We start from the raw sequence: 19,635 nt of genomic DNA, 5'->3' as shown, positions 1-19,635 counted from the left end.
CGCCGGTTCTGTCGGTGCTCTCTGGGAGCATCTCGGCATGCTCTACGACAGCCTGGTCGCCGAGTCCCACCAGGACGACGGGCTGGACGGTGTCCGGCTTGCTGCGCTTGCGGAGGCACGCTGGGCGCTCGACCTTCTCGCGCCCGAGGTGTTCCCTGAGCTTCTCGATCCCCGGCTCGTCCCGGCGAACGCGCGGGAATCGTGGTACTTCGCGCTGGTCCATGAGCGGCGCGAGGAGCGGCGGGCGGGGACCCGTGCCGAGTTCGGCCGGCGGCTGACGGCCTGCACGGACGCCGAGGGCAGGGCCTTCCTGATCTCCGTCCTGCTGGCGGCGTGCGGCAACGACTGGCTGCTCTGGCTCTATCCGTCCGACCTGCGGGGCGTGTCGGCGCGGGCCGGGGGCTGGTCGCGTGATGAGGCGGCGGTGCTGCTGCGCTGCGCCGCAGAGATCAACGATGCCGGGCGGCTTCCCGAGGCGCTCAATGTGGCCCTGCCCGCCGTCGAGGGACTGGATCCCGGCGACCTCCGGGAGGTGGAGCCCTGGCTGCGGCAGGCTTCCGCCCACTTCGCCCGCCTGGACGTCCCGATCGGGTACCGGCCTTCGCTCGCGAAGCGGCTGTGGGCGCTGCTGGAGACGCTGGACGAGACCCACGTGCCGGATGGCCTGCTTCCCCTGTACGACGCGTGGGCTGCGCCGCTCCGCGATCTCGCACCGACGGTGGAGGCGGCGCGGTTCGTCCGGCATCTGGCGAGCCTGACGGCCCCGCGCCCGTCCCAGAAGTGGCGCCGCACCTGTATCTCCCTGGCCGACGCCGCCGAAGCCCGTGCAGAGCTGGCCGAATGCCTCCGCGGGCTCGCAGAGGACGAACCGCCGGGCCATTACGGGCTCGTGCACCAGAACCACGGGGACCTCGCGCGCGGCGTCGTCTGGGCGGCGACCCTGACCGGCGGCCCGGAGGCCGCAGGGCACCTCGCGACGCTCGCGCTGCGCCTGGGGACGTCCGGCAGCAGGCTGCCGGAGGACCTCAAGCTCGCGGGCGCGGCGATCAACGCGCTGGCCGCGGTCGAGGACGCCGGGGCGCTGGAGTCGCTGTGGCGGCTGCGGGCGAAGATCAAGGACCGGGCGCTGCGCAAGCAGGTCGACGCCGCGCTCCAGACGGCGGCCGCGCGGCAGGGCATCACGGCGGCGCAGCTCGTCGAGCGGACCGTCCCGTCCCACGGCCTGGCGCCGGACGGCTCGCTGGAGCGGACGCTCGGCGGCCACACGGTGCGCGTGGCGATCGAGGACGCGGCGACCGTGCGCCTCACGTTCACGACTGCGGAGGGACGCCCGTCCAGGACGGCCCCGGCGGCGGTCAAGGACGGATCCCCCGACGACCTGAAAGCGCTGAAGGCCGTCGCGAAAGAAGTGCGGACGACGCTGTCGAACGAGCGGACGCGCATCGAAGCCCTCATGTCGGACGACCGCGTCTGGCCCTACGGCGAATGGTGCGAGCACTACCGCGACCACTCGATCACCGGCGTCATCGTCCGCGGCCTGATCTGGGAGTTCCGGGACGAGGCCGGTGACTGGCACGCGTCGATCGACGGCCCGGACGGCGAACCCGCGCAGGTGAGGCTCTGGCACCCCATCCGCGCGGCGGGCGGCGACGTCCGAGCCTGGCGGGAGCGGATCGCCGACGAGCACATCCGGCAGCCGTTCAAGCAGGCGTTCCGCGAGATCTACCTCCGTACGCCGGCCGAGGAGGAGACCGGGGCGTACTCCAACCGGTTCGCGGCCCACATCGTCCGCTATCCGCAGTTGTACGCGCTGTTCAAGGAGCGCGGCTGGCAGGCGAACTTCCTCGGCCGGTACGACGGCGGCTACAACGGCGAGGCGCGCGGAACGTTCGGCGGCGGTGAGTGGCGGGCCTGCTTCTACCACGACCCCACGGACGAGGACGTCGACTACGCCCCCGACTACGCCGCGACCGACCAGGTCCGGTTCGAGCGCAGGAACGGCCGCCGCTGGCAGGAGACGCCGCTCGCCGACGTCCCGCCGGTCGTGTTCAGCGAGGCGATGCGCGACGTCGACCTGTTCGTCGCCGTCACCTCCATCGCCGCCGACCCGCAGTGGACCGATCGCGGCGAGGACCGCTATGCCGCCTACTGGCACGCGACGACGTTCGGGGAGCTGACCGCGACCGCCGAGGTCCGCCGCGCGGCGCTGGAGCGGATCCTGCCCCGCACGAAGATCGCCGGTCGCTGCCGCCTCGACGGCCGCTACCTGGTGGTCCGCGGCGAACTGCGCACCTACAAGATCCACCTCGGCTCGGCCAATATCCTGATGGAGCCCGATGACGCCTACCTCTGCATCGTGCAGGCGAGGGGCAGGGGCCAGGGCGCGCTGTTCCTGCCGTTCGAGGACGAGCGGTTCTCGCTGATCCTCAGCAAGGCGTTCCTGCTCGCCGCCGACCACAAGATCACCGACCCGGCGATCCTGCGCCAGCTCAGGCGCTGATCACGGGAAACGCCGGGAACCGTCGGTGCCGTCTGGAAAGATCACCCCATGTCCGACGACTCCGCCGATCTCCGGGCGCATCTCGACGCGCTCAACGCGCCGCGCCCGACCCGCGCGTGGCGCCGCCGCACGCTGGAACTGCTGGCCGCCCCCGCCGCGCGCGACGAGGTGCTGCGCCGGGTGCGCTGGTACGCGACGAAGGAGCCGGACCTGGTCGGCGAGCGGCCGTTCTCCGACCCGTCGCTGCGCGCCGAGCCGGGCGCCCGCGGCCGGGTGTGGGCCGCCGCGCTGCTCGGTGACCCCGGCGTGATCCCGCTGCTGGACGTCATCGTGCGCCGCGCCGCCGGGGTGACCCGCGAGTTCGAGCCGTCCGCGAAGCTCGCCGGCGGCGCGGTCAACGCGCTCGGCGAGTTCGCCGACCCGCGCGCGCTCGACGTGCTGCGCGGGCTGAGCCGCGACGTCCGCTACCCGGGCCTCGGCCGGCAGATCGCGGCGGCCATCGAGGCGGCCGCGGCCCGCCGCGGCATCACGCCCGCGCAGCTGGTGGAGCGCGGCGTGCCCGCGCACGGCCTCGGCCGGGACGGCTCGCTCGCCCGCGACATCGGCGCCTACCAGGCGGTCCTCGCCATCGCGGACCCGATGACCGTCCGGCTCACCTTCACCGGCGCGGACGGCCGGCCGCTGCGGACCGTCCCCGGCGCGCTCAAGGTCCCGTACGCCGCCGAGATCAGGGCGCTGAAGTCGCTGGTGAAGCACGTCCGCGCGACGCTCGCCGCCGAGCGCACCCGCGTCGAGGCGCTGATGGCGGTTGAGCGCACCTGGCCGTTCGCCGAGTGGCGCCGCTACTACCGCGACCACCCGGTCACCAGCGTGGTCGCGTGCGGCCTGATCTGGGAGTTCGAGGGGCCGGACGGCGTCTGGCACGCGGCTACCCCCGGCGAGGGCGTGCTGGTGACGGTGGACGGCCGGGCGCTGCCCGTCCCGGCCGATGACGCGCGGGTGCGGCTGTGGCATCCCGCACGGGCCTTCCCCGGTGCGGTGCGGGCGTGGCGCGGCTTCGTGACCGGTAACCGGATGACGCAGTCGTTCAAGCAGGCGTTCCGGGAGACCTACCGGCCCGCCCCGGCCGCCGGGCCCGGCCGCGGCATCGACGGCGCGCTGCGGCGCGTCTTCGCCGAGGGGGAGTGGCGGGTGAGCCACCACGACGACACCCGGTTCGAGCGGAAGATCGCCGGCCGCTGGCGGGAGGTCCGGCCGCTGGACGTGCCGCCGCTGGTGTTCAGCGAGGGGATGCGGGAGGTCGACCTGTTCCTCCGCGTCACCTCGATCACCGAGGAGGAGCCGTTCGGCGAGCCGTCCGCGAGCGCCGAGATCCGCGGGGACGCGCTGCGCCGCATCCTGCCCGGCACGAAGATCGCCGGCCGCTGCGCGGTCGACGGCCGGTTCCTCGTCGTCCGGGGCGACCTGCGCACCTACAAGATCCATCTGGGCTCGGGCGGCGTGCTGATGGAGCCCGGCAACGTCCGGCTGCGCGTCGAGCCGTCCCGCAGGCCGAGCCAGAAGGGGCTGTTCCTGCCTTTCGAGGACGAGCGGCTGACGCAGATCCTCGGCACGGCCCTCCTCCTCGCCGCCGACCACCGGATCAGCGACGAGACGGTGCTGGCGCAGATCAAGCGGGGCGCCTGATGGACCTGGCCGCCCGCCTGCTGCGCGCCATGACCGACCCGGCGCCCGAGGACGGTGAGGTCATCACCCGGCGGCCCGACCTGTCGCGGCTCTCCGACGAGGACCTCGGCACCCTGCTGCCCGCCGCCTACAACGCGGCTCGGGCCTCCGTCGTCGCGGGCGACGTCCGGGCCGCGGTCGAGGAGGCGTGCAGGCAGCGTCAGCCGCGGTTCACACCGGACGCGTGCCACCACATGTTCGAGGCACTCGTCAGCGGTATCGAGCTACGCCACTGGGCCGACCTCCGGCAGGGCGTCGCATCGCTCGCACGCTGCACCGGCCCTTGGCCCGACGTCGCCGCCCCGGCCCGCACACTGGTCGACTACCTTCTCGGCAAACGCGACCTCCGGCAGCCGTACGCGCTCCTCACCGTCGGCCTGCTCGCCGGGGACGGGACGGTCATCGACCGGCTCGCCGAAGACGAAGGCCCCATCGCGCGGGACGAGTTCGACGTCATCGCGCGTCTCGACCCGGGCGACCGGGTCCTGCTGAACGAAATCGGCCCCCTGCCGCCTTTCATCTTCCCGCTGCCCCTGCCGGACGCATGGCAGCGCCTCGCCGACGTCCCCGCCTACACGGCGTTCGCGCGCCGGGCGCTGGAGGCCGCCGTCCGACACGCCCGCGCCATCCAGACTGGAAACGTCGCCTACCAGGCAGACAAGGCGTTCACCGAACGCGAGGTCGTCGCCCTCGGACATGCCGCGCGCATCGCCCTCCTGCGCGACGAACCATGGCTGCCGGGCCTGCTCGATCAGCTGCTGGCCGACATCTCGATCGCGCCGACGCAGGCGAAGACGCTGCCGTCGCAGGCGCTGCTGTACGAGATCGTCCGGGCCGGGCAGGACTTCCCGACGCCCGAGCTGGTCACCGCGATCCGGGCCGTGCGCCGGAACGTCCGGCACGCGGGCGTGCCCAAGCAGCTCGACAAGATGCTCAAGAAGGTCGACGCGGCGCTCGCCGAGCGCACCAAGGTCGCCCTCCGCCTCCCCGACCCCGGCGACCTGCGCCGCGACCTCGGCGACTACACGGCCACCATCACCGTCACCGGCAAGGCCGAGCTGACCTTCGAAAAGGACGGCAAGCCGCTGAAGGGCGTCCCCGCGCCCGTCCGCCGCGACCACAAGGCGGAACTCAAGGAGCTGCGCGACGCCGTCAAGCGCGTGGACGCCCAGCTCGCCACCCTTTCCCGCGCCCTGGAGGGCGGCTTCACCGCCGACGCGTCCCACCCCTTCGGCCGGTGGCGCGACACGCTCGTCCACCACACGATCGCGGGGCCGACCGTCCGCAGGCTGCTCTGGGAGATCGAGGTCGCGCCCGGCGAATGGAAGACCGTCCTGCCCGAGACCGACGGCATCCCGGACGCCGCCGACGACGCGCCGGTCCGGCTGTGGCATCCGATCAGGTCGGAGCCGGACGAGATCCGGGCCTGGCGTGGCCTGCTCATCGACCGGCAGATCCGGCAGCCGTTCAAGCAGGCCTTCCGCGAGATCTACCTCCTCACCCCGGCCGAAGTGGAGACCGGGACGTACTCGAACCGCTTCGCCGCGCACCTCGTCCACTACCGGCGGATGTTCGCGCTGTTCCGGGCGCGCGGCTGGACGAGCCGCCTGCTCGGCCCATGGGACGAAGGCGGCGCGGACGAGGCGACGCGGACCCTCGCGGCGGGGGAATGGCGGGCCCGGTTCTCGCACGTCCTGGCCGACTGGGAGGGCGAGCAGGAGATCGCCGGCACGAACCGGGTCCTGTTCGACCGTCGCCTCGACGGCGCCTGGCGGACAGCGCCTCTCGCCGACGTCCCGCCGCTGGTGTTCAGCGAGGCCATGCGCGACGTCGACCTGTTCGTCGGCGTCACCTCGATCGCCGCCGACCCCATGTGGGAGGACGGCGAGGCGCACGAGTACTGGGTCCGCGAATGGCACGCGGACCTGAACGAATCCACCCAGACCCGCAAGGACGCCCTGGCCCGCATCCTGCCCCGCACGAAGATCGCCGACCGCTGCTCGATCGACGGCCGCTACCTGGTCGTCCAGGGCGAGCTGCGCACCTACAAGATCCACCTGGGCTCGGCCAACATCGTGATGGAGCCGGACGACACGTTCCTGTGCATCGTCCCCGAACGCCGCGCCCTCGGCGCCAAGGTGTTCCTCCCGTTCGAGGACGAGCGGCTCGCCCTCATCCTCAGCAAGGCGTTCCTCCTCGCCGCCGACGACAAGATCACCGACGAGTCGATCCTCCTGCAGATCAAACGAGGGGCCTGATGCCCCTCACCTCCCGGCGCTGCGCGCGCCATGACCGACTCGCTGCTCGATCGACGGCCGCCACCTCGGCTAGTGCAATCGACCGCGGAGACACTGCCAGACGGGTACCGGTGGGAGCACGATGACGTCAGCTGTCGCCTCGGCCACACGACGACCTCAACCAGATTGTCCTTAAGCTAAGCCTGCACTGACCTCAGCGTTGCGATCGCGTGCGAAGCCAGGTTCGAGCTTGCGAGAACATGATCGCGCAGCGAGCCGCTAGGCGAGTCGGAGCGATGCTAGCGATCGCCGCTTTGCTCGACGATGGAGGGCCGCCAAGGCCCGAAGGAGGAGAGCGAAGCAATAGATACAGCGAACTCCTCGCACGCGAAGAACAGTCGTCCGGCGCGCTCGACCAGCTCCGCCTCGCCGCGCAGCACCACATTCCGGTCCGTATCAACGCTCATCGCCTTCGAGTCTGCCACGCGGACGGTGGCAGCAAGCTGCCATCCGTTCGCTCCTTGCCCCGCCGCGCAGCACCGTGGAACCCATGACGACAGAGAACACCTTCGAAATCGGCGGGGACCTTCGGGTCAACCGGATGGGCTTCGGCGCGATGCGGCTGCCCGTGAGCACCCTCCACGGCCCCGCGAACGACCGCGACACCGGCCTCAAGATCCTGCGCCGGGCCGTCGAGCTGGGCGTCGACCACATCGACACGGCCGCGTTCTACTACCACCAGGACGGCCTCGCGGCGAACGAGATGATCCGCGCGGCGCTGAGCCCCTACCCGTCCGGCCTGGTCATCGCCACCAAGGTCGGGCCGTACCGGGGGCCGGACGACCCGATCCCGTCCGGCCAGCTGCCCACGTCCGGGCTGCGCGCCGAGGTGGAGCGGAACCTGCGCGAACTGGGACGCGACCACCTCGACCTCGTCTACCTGCGGCACGGCGGCATGGAAGACCCGTCCGACGACCCGATCGGGGAGCGTTTCGAGATCCTGGCCGGCCTCCGCGAGGAGGGCCTCATCCGGCATCTCGGGCTCAGCCACATCAGCGCGACCCAGCTCGCCGAGGCACGGGAGATCGCCCCGGTCGCCGCGATCCAGAACCGCTTCGACATCACCCAGCCCCAGGACACCGAACTCCTGGAGATCTGCGAACGCGAGCACATCGCCTACGTGCCGTACTTCCCCCTCGGCGGCTTCGGCATCCCCGACGACGCCCGCGTCAACGCGGTCGCCGCACGGCACGGCGCCACCGTCCCGCAGGTCCTCCTCGCCGGCCTGCTCGCCCTGTCGCCCGTGATGCTGGCGATCCCCGGCACCGGCTCCCCGGACCACCTGGAGGAGAACACGGCCGCCGCCGGCCTGACCCTCACGAGCGAAGATCTCGCCGCGTTGCGGAGCTAGTCCCCGCATCCGCCCGGACCGTCTACTCTGGACAGGTTTTTGCGTACAGGGGGAGACGATGTCGACGACGCGGCTGCTGGTGCTCGGCGGGGTACGGCGGTTCGGGCGGGCGCACGGGTACGAGGTGCGGCGCGAGCTGATGTCGTGGGGCTCGGACGAGTGGGCGCACGTGAACCCGGGCTCGATCTACCACGCGCTGCGGCAGCTCGCCAAGGAGGGCCTGCTGCGCGCCCACGAGGTGGAGGAGAGCGAGGCCGGGCCCCCGCACATCGATTACGAGATCACCGACGCGGGCCGGGAGGAGTTCCTGCGGCTGCTGCGCTGCGCGCTCGCCACCATCGACATCCGGCACCCGGAGATGCTGACGGCCGGGCTCGGGTTCCTCACCGAGCTGCCGCGCGCCGAGGCGGTCGAGCTGCTCCGCCGCCGGCTGGACGGCCTCGCCGAATGGCGCGCCTCGGTCGCCCCGCACCTGGACGAGCAGGAGCCGTCCGACCATCTGCGGGAACTGCTCGGCTACTGGGTGCACTCGGCCGAGTCGGCCACGAGGTGGACGCTGGGCCTGATCGAGCGGCTGGAGTCCGGCGCCTACGTGATGGCCGGCGAGGCTCCGCCGGGGTGACCGGTCACGTGTCGACGAACGTGCGCGGGACGATCACCCGCAGCGCGTTGCCGCGCAGCTTGATCGAGACGGGGGTGCGGCCGCGGATCTCGCCGTCCACGTCCACCCGCATCGGCGGGTCGGTCTCGATCTCGACCTGCGCGGTGGTGAGGAACGCGTCGTCGTCCAGCGACCGCCACTGCCCGGTGAGGACGTGCCGGGCCGTCGCCGACGCCAGCCGCAGCCGCCGCTCGTCGCCCAGCCGGTAGACGGCGAGCAGCCGGTCGTCCGGGCTGGCGTCGCGGGCGATCCGCTGCCCGCTGTGGTGCGCGCCGTTGGCGATGTTCAGCTGGTGCGTCGCCAGCTCGTGCGTCTCCCCGTCGATCGTGATGCGGGCGGTGAACGCCTCGTGCCGGGGCAGCAGCCGCGCCGCCGTCAGCGCGTACGCGGGACGTCCGACGAACCGCTTCAGCGTGTGCGGGACGTTCTCGGCGACCTGCACCGACAGCCCGAGGCTCACCATGTTCGCGAAGATGTGCTCGCGGTCGGCGCCGGGCCCCGCGCCCTGCGGGTCGCCGGTCGACTCGAACCAGCCGACGTCCACGTCCGCGACCTTGCCCGCGTCGGGGCCGCCGACGGCGAGGGTGCGGACCGCGCCGGGCAGGTCGAGCGGCAGCTCCAGGCTGCGCGCGAAGTTGTTGGTCGTGCCGAGCGGCAGCACGCCGAGCGCGATGTCGCGGTGCGCCAGATGCCCGACCGCCTCGGCGACCGTGCCGTCCCCGCCGCCGACGACCACGAGGTCCGGCTCCAGGGCGAGGACGTCGGCGAACAGCTCGCGCAGCCGGGTCGGGTCGGTGACCGGGAAGACGTGCAGGAACTCAAGGCCCGACTCGCGCAGCAGCCGGCGGGCCGTGCCGTAGAGCCGGCGGCCCCGCCGCGACCTGGAGTTGACCACCAGCACCGCGCGCCCGCCGCCCGCGATGGCCGACTCCAGCTCCGCCTTGCTCCGCATCTCGACGCTCCGCATCTCGACCGGTCGCCCTCCTTCGTCCGCGTCACCTTACAAGGCACCGTCGACCGGAAAACCCGGCCCGACATTTTATAAACCCAATACTCGGCGTTGAAACGTGGTCGGGAGTGGGGATCCTGACAAGTAAGGCACTACTGATTGACCAGGGGCGGAAGAACATGCGGCTGCGCGATGCGGCGGAAGCGGGGGTGGTGGGCGAGCGGCGGCCCGGCCGCCGGGTGCTCGACCTCGCCGTCCGTTCCCCCGTCCTCGACGACGTCGCCCACGTCCGCCTCCTGGTGCCGCGCCGCTGGTCACGGGATGCCTCCCGCACCTGGCCGGTGCTCTGGCTCCTGCACGGGTTCCCGCACGGGGCCGGCGCCGGCCGGGACGGCCACACCGCGTGGAGCGAGCACACCGACATCGCGGAGCTGACCGAGGACGCCGAGGTGATCGTCGTCATGCCGGACGGCGGCCCGTGCGGCAATTACACCGACTGGTGGAATCGCGGCGCGGGCGGCGCGCCGAAGTGGGAGACGTTCCATCTCGCCGAACTCCGGCAGATCCTGGAACGCGGATACCGGGCCGGCCCGGACCGCGCCGTCGCCGGGAACGCGATGGGCGGCCTCGGCGCGCTGTCCTACGCGGCCCGGCACCGCGGCCTGTTCCGGGCGGCGGCCTCGTTCAGCGGGCCGGTGCACACCCTGCACCGCGACCCGTCCGGGCTCGACGTCGCCGACCTCGTCGAGCTGGGCGTCGCGATCGGCGCACCGTCCCTCGACTGGACGGACGTGTGGGGCGACCCCGACGAGCAGCGCGTCGTGTGGCGGCAGCACAACCCCTACGACCTGGCCGGTCGGCTCACCGGGGTCCGCGTGCACGTCAGCGCCGGCGACGGCGCGCAGGGCCCTTACGACGCGGGCGCGGGTGCGGACGTCCTGGAGAGCCTCATCTGCACCGTGTCCCAGGCGTTCGCCGGCAAGCTGGGCAAGCTCGGCATCCCGGTCACGACGCACTTCTACCGGGGCACTCACGCCTGGCCCTACTGGCGGCGGGAGCTGCGCGCGACGCTGCCCGCCCTGCTGGCCGAGATCACCTGACGGGCGGCTAGGGTCGGGGAGTGGCCGAACCTCGTTCTGATGCAGCCGTCCCCTCGTTCTGGCAGGCGCTCGGGCTGCCGGGCATCATCGACGTCCACGTCCACTTCATGCCGCCGCGGCTGATGAGCGCGGTCTGGGGGTACTTCGACGAGGCGGGCCCGCTGATCGGCACCGAGTGGCCCATCCGGTACCGGGACTCGGAGGAGGAGCGGCTGGCGTTCCTGCGCGGCCTCGGCGTCCGCGCGTTCACGTCGCTGTCCTACCCGCACCGTCCCGGCATGGCCGAGTCGCTGAACGAGTGGACGGCGCAGTTCGCCGCCGGCGTCCCCGATTCCATCCAGACCGCCACGTTCTTCCCCGAGCCGGGCGTGGAGGACTATGTGGCCCGCGCGCTGGACGCCGGCGCCCGCGTCTTCAAGGTCCACCTCCAGGTCGGCGGGTTCGACCCGCGCGTCAAGGAGCTGGACGCGGTGTGGGGGATGCTCGCCGAGGCCGGGGTGCCCGCGCTCGTCCACGCCGGTTCGGGGCCGGTCGCGAACGGCTACACCGGGCCCGGCCCGTACGGGGAGGTCCTCGCCCGGCATCCGCGGCTGACGACGATCGTCGCGCACCTGGGCGCGCCGGAGTTCGAGGGCTTCTTCGCGCTCGCCGACGCCCACGAGCGCGTCCACCTCGACACGACGATGGTGTTCACCAGGTTCGCCAGCCTGGCCGCGTTCCCGGACGCGCTGCTGCCCCGGCTCCGGGAGCTGGGCCTGGACGGGCGCATCCTGCTCGGCACCGACTTCCCCAACATCCCCTACGAGTACGCGCACCAGCTGGAGTCGCTGGCCGCACTCGACCTGGGCGACGACTGGCTGCGCGCCGTCTGCTGGCACGGCGCCGCCGAGCTGTTCGGGCTGCCGTAGCTGTTCGGGCCGCCGCAGGGGGTCGGCCGCCCGTTTCATGGTTTTTCACGTCGCACGGCTGGTCATTACGGGCCCCGATCCGCGTTCTTGACAGCGTTTGCGCCAGTCGCGACTTTGGGAGCGCTCCCACAGCGTCGAATGAGGTTCCCGCAATGAGAGCGCGTCTGAAGAGTTGTGCCGTGCTGGCCGCGGCCCTGCTGGCGATCCCCCTGTACTACATGGCCCCCGCCTCCGCCGCGACACAGCTGTGCGGCGCCACCGACACCGCTTCGGTCAGCGGAGGCCAGTACATCGCGCAGAACAACATCTGGGGTGCGGACACCCCGCAGTGCATCACCGTGGACGGGACGTCGTTCACCGTCGACTCGGCCGGGCACAACAACGCCACCAACGGCGCGCCGGCCGCCTACCCGTCGTTCTACAAGGGCTGCCACTGGGGCCAGTGCACCACCAACAGCGGCCTCCCGGTGCGGGTCGGCGACATGCCGTCCGTCACCAGCGACTGGAGCACGACCCAGCCGTCCTCGGGCGCGTACAACGTGTCGTACGACCTCTGGTACGACTCCCACCCGAGCACCACGACCGACCCCGACGGCGCCGAGGTCATGATCTGGCTCAACCACCGGGGCGGAGTGCAGCCGGCCGGGTCGAAGGTCGCGAGCGGCGTGCAGATCTCCGGCGCCACCTGGGACGTCTGGTACAGCCAGATGAACTGGAACTACATCGCGTTCGTCCGCACGTCCGGCACGACGTCCGTCAGCGGTCTCGACCTTGCGGCCTTCACCCGGGACGCGGTGTCGCGCGGCTACATCCAGAACGCCTGGTACCTCATCGGCGTCGAGGCCGGGTTCGAGCTCTGGCAGGGCGGGGCGGGCCTCGCCACCAACTCGTTCGGCGTCCGGGTCGGCGGCGGCACCACGACCCCGCCCACGACCGAACCGCCGACCACGCCGCCTCCGTCGTCCGGCGACGGATGCTCGGCCACCCTGCGCACCGACAACTCCTGGAACGGCGGGTTCACCGCCACCGTGACCGTGACGAACGACGGCGACGCGCCGCTGTCCGGCTGGTCAGCGGACTGGACGTTCTCCGGCAACCAGCGCATCACGAACGGCTGGAACGCCACCGTCACGCAGAGCGGATCGTCCGTCCACGCCGTCAACGCGGGCTACAACGGCGCCGTCCCGGCGCACGGCTCGACGAGCTTCGGCTTCCAGGGCACCGGCTCCGCGCCCGGCAGCCCGGCCATCACCTGCGCGGCCCGCTGACATGGAGAAGCGACTTATGACCGGGTCATACGGAACCAGACGCACCCTGCTGATCTTCCTGGCCGCGCTGCTGGCGCTGGTGTTCGTCCCCGCGGCTCCTCGCGCGCACGCGGCGGCCGGCACCGGGTACTGGCACACCAGCGGCCGGCAGCTGCTCGACTCGAACGGGCAGCCGGTGCGGATGACGGGCATCAACTGGTTCGGCGCCGAGACGTCCAACTACTCCCCGCACGGGCTCTGGACGCGCAACTACAAGGACATGCTCGACCAGATGAAGGGCCTGGACTACAACACGCTCAGGCTCCCGTACACCAACCAGCTGTTCGACTCCGGCAGCGCGCCGAACAGCATCGACTACGCGAAGAACCCCGACCTGCAGGGCCTGGACGGGCTGCAGATCCTCGACAAGGTCATCGACTACGCGGGGCAGATCGGGATCAAGGTCGTCCTCGACCGGCACCGCCCCGACGCGGGCGGCCAGTCGGCGCTCTGGTACACCGACGCCTACCCCGAGTCGCGCTGGATCTCCGACTGGGAGATGCTCGCCCGGCACTACGCGGGCAACACCACCGTCATCGGCGCCGACCTGCACAACGAGCCGCACTCCCCGGCGTGCTGGGGCTGCGGCGACCAGGCGACGGACTGGCGGCTCGCCGCCGAGCGGGCCGGCAACGCGATCCTCGCCGTCAACTCCAACTGGCTGATCATCGTCGAGGGCGTCAACGACCACGACGGCGACAACTACTGGTGGGGCGGCAACCTGCAGGGCGCCGCGCAGTACCCGGTGCGGCTGAACGTCGCGAACCGGCTCGTCTACTCGGCGCACGACTACGCCACGTCCGTGTACCCGCAGCCGTGGTTCGACGACCCGAGCTTCCCGGACAACCTCGCCGCGATCTGGGACAAGAACTGGGGCTACCTGTACAAGAACAACGTGGCGCCCGTCCTGCTCGGCGAGTTCGGGACGACCCTGACCGACCCGCGCGACCAGGCGTGGCTGCGCACGCTGATGGCCTACCTCGGCACGGGGACGAGCGGGATCTCCTTCACCTTCTGGTCGTGGAACCCCAACTCGGGTGACACGGGCGGCATCCTCAACGGCGACTGGACGTCCGTCAACACCGCGAAGCAGGCCTACCTCGACCCGTACCTGCTGGGCGCCTTCGACGGCAGCGGCGGCGACCCCGGTGACGGCGATCCGGGCGGCGGCGATCCGGGCACCCCGGACGTCTCCTGCACGGTCGCCTACAAGGTGCAGAACAGCTGGCAGGGCGGCTTCACCGCGCAGGTCACGATCACCAACAGCGGATCGGCCGCGCTGAACGGCTGGACGCTCGGGTTCGCCTTCCCCGGCGACCAGAAGGTCAGCCAGGGCTGGAGCGCGACCTGGTCGCAGTCCGGCGCCGCCGTGACCGCGAAGAGCATGGACTGGAACGGCGGCCTCGCGCCCGGCGCGTCGGTCACGGTCGGCTTCCAGGCGACCGGCTCGTCCGCCGCCCCCGCCGAGTTCGACCTCAACGACCAGCCCTGCGAGGCCTGACATGGGCCGCAGAGCACTGCTCGCCACCGTCCTCGCCGCCGCGCTGCTGCCGTGGGCGACCCCCGCGGCGCAGGCGGCGGAGGGGCCGGCGCTGAGCGTCGACCCGTCCGCGTCCCGCCATGCGATCAGCCCCTACATCTACGGGATGAACTTCGCCGACGAGGACCTCGCCAAGGAGCTGGGACTTCCCGTCCGGCGGTGGGGCGGCAACGCGACCACCCGCTACAACTACCTGTACGACGAGACGAACCGGGGCTCGGACTGGTACTTCGAGAACGTGCCGGGCCCGGCCCCCGACCCGGACGCGCTGCCGGACGGGTCCGAGACCGACCAGTTCACCGAGCAGGACCGCCGGACCGGCACCGACACGATCCTGACCGTCCCGCTGATCGGCTGGACGCCGAAGGGCCGCGACTACACGTGCGGCTTCAACATCGAGAAGTACGGGCCGCAGGAGAAGTCCGACACCGAGTGGCGCCCGGACTGCGGCAACGGCGTCAAGCCGGACGGCACGAACGTCACCGGCAACGACCCGGCCGACACCAGCGTCCCGGCCGGGCCCGAGTACGTCACCGACTGGCTCGCGCACCTGACCGGCAAGTACGGCAAGGCCGCGGACGGCGGCGTCCGGTTCTACAACCTGGACAACGAGCCCGACCTCTGGCACGCGACCCACCGGGACGTCCACCCGAAGGGCGCGAGCTACGACGAGATGCGCGACCAGACGTACGCGATCGCGTCCGCCGTGAAGGCCGCCGACGCGGGCGCGCAGACGCTCGGCCCGGTCGGCTGGGGCTTCCAGTCGCTGACGATGTCGGGCCTGGACAAGCAGACGTGCGACGCCGAGGGCGGCGACTGCTGGTCCAACCCGCCGGACCGGGCCGCGCACGGCGGCACGCCCTTCGCCGCCTGGTACCTGCAGCAGATGAAGGCGTACGAGAAGGAGCACGGCACCCGCATCCTCGACTACTTCGACGAGCACCTGTACCCGCAGCAGAGCGGGGTGGCGTTCGGCGAGGCCGGCGACGCGGCGACGCAGGAACTCCGGCTGCGCTCTACCCGGCAGCTCTGGGACCCCGCGTACACGGACGAGAGCTGGATCAACCAGCCGATCCAGTACATCCCGCGCATGCGGCAGCTGGTGGACGAGAACTACCCCGGCACCAAGCTCGCGATCACCGAGTACAACTGGGGCGCGCTCAACCACATCAACGGCGCGCTCGCGCAGGCCGACGTCCTCGGCATCTTCGGCCGCGAGGGCCTCGACCTGGCCACACTGTGGTCACCGCCGAGCGCGTCCGACCCCGGCGCGTACGCCTTCCGCATGTACCTGGACTACGACGGCGCCGGCTCCGGATTCGGTGACACTTCGGTCAGCGCGACGAGCGCCGACCAGGAGAAGCTCGCCGTGTACGCGGCGAAGCGGTCGTCCGACAAGGCGCTCACGCTGATGATCGTGAACAAGTCGCTCACCGACGACCTGACCAGCACGGTCTCAATCGCCGGACGATCGGGCTCCGCCGCCGGACACGTCTACCAGTACAGCGGCGCCGACCTGACGTCGATCGTCAAGGCACCAGACGTGACCGTCGACCCGGACGGTTTCACCTCGACGTTCCCCGCGTCCTCGATCACGCTGGTCGAGATCCCGGCGGACGACGGACCGGCCGCGTCCGCGTGCAAGGTCGGCTACAAGGTGCAGAGCCAGTGGGGGAGCGGGTTCACCGCCCAGGTCACGGTCACCAACACCGGCACCACGCCCCTCTCCGGCTGGACCCTGGGCTTCGCCTTCGCCGCCGACCAGCGCGTCACCCACGGCTGGAACGCGACCTGGACCCAGGACGGCACAAACGTCACCGCCCGCAACCTGCCCTGGAACAACACCATCCCGCCGGGCGCCTCAACAACAATCGGCTTCAACGGCTCAAGCGGAGACACGAACCCACCCCCGTCCGCCTTCACCCTCAACAACAACCCCTGCACAACCTGACGTCGACGTGCGGCGTGTTGCCCTTATCAGCCGTCCGATAAGGGCAACACGCCGCACGTGAACGGAGTCAGTGGTCGCAGGGGGAGTTGCCTGCGTGGTCGTGGGGCTCGTCGGTCTCCGCTACATGGCGGGGGCCGTGCGCGTCCTCGCAGTGGACGTGCGCGCTGCCCGACGGGCCGGGCACGTGGTCGACCTCCAGCGTCGTGTGCGTGATCCCGTACGCGTCGCGCAGCAGTCCCTGGAGATCGCGGCGGACGGCGTGGCAGTCGCCCTGCGTGTCGACGAGCACGTGCGCCGACAGCGCCGGGTAGCCGGAGCTGACCTCCCACACGTGCAGGTCGTGAACCTCCTCCACGCAGGGGCGGCGGGCCAGCCGGGCGCCGAGTTCGGACGGGTCGATGCCCGCCGGCGCCGCCTCCATGAGCACCCGGCCCGCGTCCCGCAGCAGCCCGTACCCGGCCTTGAGCATCAGCGCCGCCACCACCAGCGAGGCGACCGCGTCGGCGCGGGACAGGCCGGTCGTCCAGACGACGAGGCCCGCGACCGCCGTCGCGATGAACGCGAACAGGTCGTTGAGGATGTGCTGGAACGCGCCCTCGATGTTCAGGCTGGACCGGTCGGCCCGGCTGATCAGGTACGTCGCCGCGACGTTCACGGCGATGCCGGCGAGGGCCGTCCAGAACACGAACTGGCCCTCGACGGGCGGCGGGTCGATCAGCCGCCGGACGCCCTCGTAGACGAAGTACGCGGTGAGCAGGATCAGCGTCAGCCCGTTCAGCTGCGCGGAAAGGATCTCGGCGCGGCGCAGGCCGAACGTGTAGCCGCCCTTCGGCGGGCGCACGGCGATGCGCATCGCGACCAGCGCCAGCGCGATCGCGAACGCGTCGGTCATCATGTGCGCCGCGTCCGAGATCAGCGCCAGCGACCCGGACATCAGGCCGATGACGACCTCGCCCGCCATGAAGACGAGGATCAGCGCCAGCGCACCGGCGAGCAGCCGCCGGTCGGCGCCCGCCGAGATCCCGTGGCCGTGTCCGTGCCCGTGGCCGTTCGCGCTCATGTGCCGTCCTCCCCGTGGCCGACGTGGGTGAGGGCGAGATCGAGCAGCATCCGGACGTGCGAGTCGTCCAACCGGTTGTAGGCCATCCGGCCGGCCCGGCGGACCCGGACGACGCGGTTGGCGCGCAGCAGCCGCAGCGCGTGCGAGACCGCCGACTCCGAGTGCCCGCACGACGCCGCGATGTCGCACACGCACATCTCGCCTCCTTCGAGCAGCGCGGTTATCACCCGCAGCCGCCCGGGGTCGGACAGCAGCCCGAACACCTGTGCCAGCTCGGCGATCGTCTCCGCGCCCGGCATCGCGGCGGAGACGATGGCGACCTTCTCGGCATCGACGACCCGGACGGCGCACGCCTCGGTGGACGCGCCGGCGGGCGCGACATCTGACTGACTGCTCATATGAGCAAATGTATCGCATGACCGGTCAGGAGACCGCCGGGGCCGGCTCCTCGGACGGCGGGAGCGAGATCGGGCTCTGCGGTTCCTCGCCGGGCGGCACCATCCCGCCGGTGCCCGTACCCGGGTCTTCCGTCGTCACGCCCGGCGACTCCGGGGAGGTTCCCGGTTCGGGCGACTCCGCGCCCGGGGACTCGGCTCCCGGGCTGGCGGGCGACTCCAGGCCCGGCGACTCCGGCCCCGGCGACTCCACGCTGGGGGAGTCCAGCCCGGAGTCGGACGGCGCCGGCGAGTCGCTCGTCGGAACCTCCGTCTCCGTGGGCGGCAGTGCGGCCGGCGGCCCGTCCTGCTCGCCCCCGGTCGCGCGGGGCCGCTCGAACCCCATCGTGGCCCCCGGATCGACGAGGACGAAGGTGACGATCGTTCCCTTCCGAGAATCTCTCGGCCGGATCTCCGTCACATTCCGCTTCTCGAATCCCGGCCAGGACCGGCCAGTGTAGGACGCGTTCCCGGTAGTGATCTTTTTCTCCGGCCGGGTCAGCGGATTACCGCAATTGCACTTCACCACGGGCACGCCGTAACCATTGACCAGAACGCCCATTCCGGCCTGCAGGACGGCGGGCGCACTGGTCGCCTTCCCGTCGCGGTAGCCGTGGTTGGTCACCAGCGTGTCGGTGCGCAGCAGCACCGGCGTCAGCCGCGACACATAGCGCGGGACATCGCTCACCGGGATCCCCTGAACCCCCGCCCACGCCGCCGCCTTCTCGGGGTTGGCCTGCAAGAACGCGATGATCTTCTGCTGGTCGCAGGTCGACGCCTGCCGCGTCCCGCCGTACAGGCCGGGGGAGTCGCCGTCCTTCGTCCCGCCCGCCTGCGGCCGCTCCTTGACGTCCATCTTGTCGGTGTTGGCCATCAGCGTGTACGGGTCGGGACCGGGCGACCCCACGGTCAGCCGGGTGATGGTCGCGCCCGCGTCCCCGCAGCCGGCCAGCGTGCCCGCCGTCAGCGCCAGCACCGCGACCGCCCCCGCGACGACCCGGTGCCGGGCAATTGGCGAATGGATCTCCAGCATGCTTCTACTCCCGCTCCGGGCTCGCCGAACCTATACTCTTTGATGCCGGGCGAAGCGGATTTGTGCGCGGCGGAATGCTCGAGTTTTTCGCGGGGGTACGAAATGGCGGGCCCGGTTCCCCTCGACACCTCCGACCCGACCCGGCTCGGGGACTGGGAGCTGCTCGCCCGCCTGGGCACCGGCGGCCAGGGCCAGGTGTACCTGGGCCGCCCCGTCGCTCCCGGCCCGGGGCCGTCCCGCGTGGCCGTCAAACTCCTCCACACCCAACTCCTGGGCGACGCGAACGCCCGCGAACGCTTCGTCCGCGAACTGGCCCTCCTCCAACGCGTCGCCGGCTTCTGCACAGCCCAGATGCTCGCCGCCGACATGGCCGGGGACCGCCCCTACATCGTCAGCGAGTACGTGCCGGGCCCGTCCCTCCGCGCCCTCGTCCAGGAGGAGGGCCCCCGCACCGGCGCCGACCTCGACCGCCTCGCGATCAGCTCGGTGACGGCCCTCTCCGCGATCCACCGCGCGAACGTCGTGCACCGCGACCTCAAGCCGCAGAACGTCCTGCTGGGCCCGGACGGCCCGCGGGTGATCGACTTCGGCATCGCCCGCGCGTTCGACGCCGGCACCACCCTGACCAGCCAGGTCGTCGGCACCCCCGCCTACATGGCCCCCGAGCAGTTCGCCGGCCGCGCCGGCCCCGCCACCGACCTGTTCGCCTGGGCGGCCACCCTCCTCTTCGCCGCCACCGCCCGCGACCCCTTCGCCGGCGGCCCGCCCCCCGCCGTCATGTACAAGATCTGTCTCTTATACCCCTCTCCGCGCCCACGA

Annotated in this window: 16 protein-coding genes; 11 read left to right on the top strand and 5 right to left on the bottom strand. The window is 71.8% G+C overall.

The annotated features are described in order from the left end of the window. Positions 1-37 precede the first annotated feature (37 nt). Genes HUX53_RS22190 through HUX53_RS22180 form a run of 3 tightly spaced genes read left to right on the top strand, consistent with a single transcriptional unit; the run spans position 38 to position 6,483 of the window. A complete protein-coding gene (locus HUX53_RS22190) occupies positions 38-2,500 on the top strand; it encodes a DUF4132 domain-containing protein (RefSeq protein WP_176405145.1) in 2,463 nt (820 codons plus the stop codon). Positions 2,501-2,548: 48 nt separating this feature from the next. Then, positions 2,549-4,186, top strand: a complete 1,638-nt coding sequence (locus HUX53_RS22185; RefSeq protein ID WP_176405144.1) for a DUF4132 domain-containing protein — start codon at positions 2,549-2,551, stop codon at positions 4,184-4,186. Next, complete coding sequence (locus HUX53_RS22180) at positions 4,186-6,483, top strand: DUF4132 domain-containing protein (protein ID WP_176405143.1); 2,298 nt, start codon at positions 4,186-4,188, stop codon at positions 6,481-6,483. The genes HUX53_RS22185 and HUX53_RS22180 overlap by 1 nt, the downstream gene beginning before the upstream one ends. A gap of 278 nt (positions 6,484-6,761) precedes the next feature. On the opposite strand, the gene HUX53_RS22175 is transcribed toward HUX53_RS22180, so the two are convergent. Further along, positions 6,762-6,929, bottom strand: a complete 168-nt coding sequence (locus HUX53_RS22175; RefSeq protein ID WP_176405142.1) for a hypothetical protein — start codon at positions 6,927-6,929, stop codon at positions 6,762-6,764. Positions 6,930-7,012: 83 nt separating this feature from the next. On the opposite strand from HUX53_RS22175, the gene HUX53_RS22170 reads away from it, so the two are divergent. Together HUX53_RS22170 and HUX53_RS22165 are read left to right on the top strand one after the other, a co-directional pair. Beyond that, on the top strand, positions 7,013-7,873 hold the full coding sequence (locus tag HUX53_RS22170; RefSeq protein ID WP_176405141.1) for an aldo/keto reductase: 861 nt from the start codon (positions 7,013-7,015) through the stop codon (positions 7,871-7,873). Between the two features lie 58 nt (positions 7,874-7,931). Then, entirely contained in the window at positions 7,932-8,495 is a 564-nt protein-coding gene (locus HUX53_RS22165) for a PadR family transcriptional regulator (protein WP_176405140.1), read from the top strand. A 4-nt stretch (positions 8,496-8,499) separates the two neighbouring features. Here the strand turns inward: HUX53_RS22165 and HUX53_RS22160 are convergent, their stop codons facing one another. After that, positions 8,500-9,501, bottom strand: coding sequence for a diacylglycerol kinase family protein (locus tag HUX53_RS22160; protein ID WP_255205509.1), 1,002 nt, complete (start codon positions 9,499-9,501; stop codon positions 8,500-8,502). A 161-nt stretch (positions 9,502-9,662) separates the two neighbouring features. Between HUX53_RS22160 and HUX53_RS22155 the strand changes: the two genes are divergently transcribed. The 5 genes from HUX53_RS22155 (at position 9,663) to HUX53_RS22135 (ending at position 16,289) form a co-directional block, all read left to right on the top strand. After that, a complete protein-coding gene (locus HUX53_RS22155) occupies positions 9,663-10,583 on the top strand; it encodes an alpha/beta hydrolase family protein (RefSeq protein WP_176405139.1) in 921 nt (306 codons plus the stop codon). A 20-nt stretch (positions 10,584-10,603) separates the two neighbouring features. After that, positions 10,604-11,491 (top strand): amidohydrolase family protein, encoded by an 888-nt coding sequence (locus tag HUX53_RS22150; protein WP_176405138.1) that lies wholly within the window; start codon positions 10,604-10,606, stop codon positions 11,489-11,491. A gap of 152 nt (positions 11,492-11,643) precedes the next feature. Next, the gene (locus HUX53_RS42280) at positions 11,644-12,759 is read left to right on the top strand and encodes a cellulose binding domain-containing protein (RefSeq protein ID WP_217919750.1); all 1,116 of its coding nucleotides are present in this window, start codon (positions 11,644-11,646) and stop codon (positions 12,757-12,759) included. Positions 12,760-12,775: 16 nt separating this feature from the next. Then, positions 12,776-14,299 (top strand): cellulase family glycosylhydrolase, encoded by a 1,524-nt coding sequence (locus HUX53_RS22140; RefSeq protein WP_176405137.1) that lies wholly within the window; start codon positions 12,776-12,778, stop codon positions 14,297-14,299. A 1-nt stretch (position 14,300) separates the two neighbouring features. Next, positions 14,301-16,289 carry a glycoside hydrolase family 44 protein gene (locus tag HUX53_RS22135; RefSeq protein ID WP_176405136.1) on the top strand — a complete coding sequence of 663 codons (1,989 nt, stop codon included), beginning with the start codon at positions 14,301-14,303 and terminating at the stop codon, positions 16,287-16,289. 67 nt (positions 16,290-16,356) lie between these two features. Here the strand turns inward: HUX53_RS22135 and HUX53_RS22130 are convergent, their stop codons facing one another. The 3 genes from HUX53_RS22130 to HUX53_RS22120 are packed head-to-tail and all read right to left on the bottom strand — an operon-like array spanning position 16,357 to position 18,816. Continuing rightward, positions 16,357-17,349, bottom strand: a complete 993-nt coding sequence (locus HUX53_RS22130) for a cation diffusion facilitator family transporter (protein WP_176405135.1) — start codon at positions 17,347-17,349, stop codon at positions 16,357-16,359. Next, on the bottom strand, positions 17,346-17,747 hold the full coding sequence (locus HUX53_RS22125; RefSeq protein WP_176405134.1) for a helix-turn-helix transcriptional regulator: 402 nt from the start codon (positions 17,745-17,747) through the stop codon (positions 17,346-17,348). Before HUX53_RS22125 ends, HUX53_RS22130 begins: the two co-directional genes overlap by 4 nt. A gap of 25 nt (positions 17,748-17,772) precedes the next feature. Then, positions 17,773-18,816 carry a DUF6777 domain-containing protein gene (locus tag HUX53_RS22120; protein WP_176405133.1) on the bottom strand — a complete coding sequence of 348 codons (1,044 nt, stop codon included), beginning with the start codon at positions 18,814-18,816 and terminating at the stop codon, positions 17,773-17,775. Between the two features lie 102 nt (positions 18,817-18,918). Here HUX53_RS22120 and HUX53_RS22115 point away from each other — a divergent pair. Continuing rightward, positions 18,919-19,635 (top strand): serine/threonine-protein kinase (locus HUX53_RS22115; protein WP_176405132.1); only part of this gene is annotated, 717 nt, incomplete at its 3' end.

Origin of the sequence: Actinomadura sp. BRA 177 (assembly GCF_013372625.1) — a bacterium.
Taxonomy (GTDB): domain Bacteria; phylum Actinomycetota; class Actinomycetes; order Streptosporangiales; family Streptosporangiaceae; genus Spirillospora.
This window is presented reverse-complemented; position numbering and strand designations above follow the sequence as displayed.